This is a genomic window from Vibrio sp. Vb1026 (genome assembly GCF_033338745.1).
In the GTDB taxonomy this organism is placed as follows: Bacteria; Pseudomonadota; Gammaproteobacteria; order Enterobacterales; family Vibrionaceae; genus Vibrio; species Vibrio alginolyticus.
Map to the genome: position 1 here is coordinate 1 of NZ_JAWOTH010000209.1, position 1035 is coordinate 1035.

Consider the following 1035-nt stretch of genomic DNA (forward strand, 5'->3'; position numbering starts at 1 on the left):
AGCGCAATTGCTAGCTACCGTATGGAAAGCACTTTGCGTGGTGTAGATTTAAACCTACTGACTGTATTTGATGCTGTGATGCAAGAGCAAAATATCACTCGTGCAGCACACAACTTAGGCATGTCTCAACCGGCAGTAAGTAATGCCGTGGCACGTCTAAAAGTGATGTTTAACGATGAACTGTTCATGCGTCAGGGCCGTGGTATTCAACCAACTCAACGTGCGCGTCAACTGTTTGGCCCTATCCGCCAAGCATTGCAACTGATCCGTAACGAATTGCCAAGCTCGGTATTCCAACCAGAGTCGTCAACTCGTCTATTCAAGCTGGCGATTTGCAGCCCATGTGACATGCGCTTTGCTCCAAAAATCATGGCGAAGATTAATCAACAAGCGCCAAACGTTCAGCTGCATCTAGACGCGGAATTTGACCGTCTTCTTTCTGAGCGCATGCGTTACCAAGAAATCGACTTCGTGATCGATTACGCTCGTTTTGATGAGCAAGGTTTCTCAAGCACAGAAATCTTCAAAGATGAATTGGTGGTTATCGCTTCGAAAACGCACCCACGTATTCAAGGTGGCGTAAGCGCCGAGCAGCTAATTAACGAAAAGCACGCGAAACTGTCTAAAGTTCACGGTCAACGTAGCTTCTCTGAGCAGGCGTACCGCGAGCTTGACTGCCAAGCTGCGTACGAAGGTTCAAGCCTAAGCAACTTGCTTTACGTTGTTAGCCAATCTGAGTTAGTGACTATCGCACCACGCTGGATGGCGGAAAATGCGGTGAACAGTGACCAACTGCAGATTCTAGACTTCCCATTTGCGAACAAAGAAATCAGCGGCTTCCTTAGCTGGCATGAATCAAGTGAAAAAGACAAAGGCCACATTTGGCTACGTGACCAGCTAATGGTGACGTGTGGTGAAGTGGTTGCATCAAAATAAGTTTATTATTTGGTCTGATGAACTGGTCAGACTGGATTTGTAATCATCAATTTTTACAATTGTTTGGCCCCGAGAGACGCTTGTCTTTCGGGGCTTTTT

General features: G+C 46.7%; 1 protein-coding gene. It reads left to right on the top strand.

Annotated elements, in window-relative coordinates; genetic code table 11:
- Window positions 1-936, top strand: a 936-nt coding sequence (gene calR, locus R7E47_RS25350) for a LysR family transcriptional regulator CalR (protein WP_318085578.1), incomplete at its 5' end; no start/stop codon positions are given.
- Window positions 937-1035: the final 99 nt, after the last annotated feature.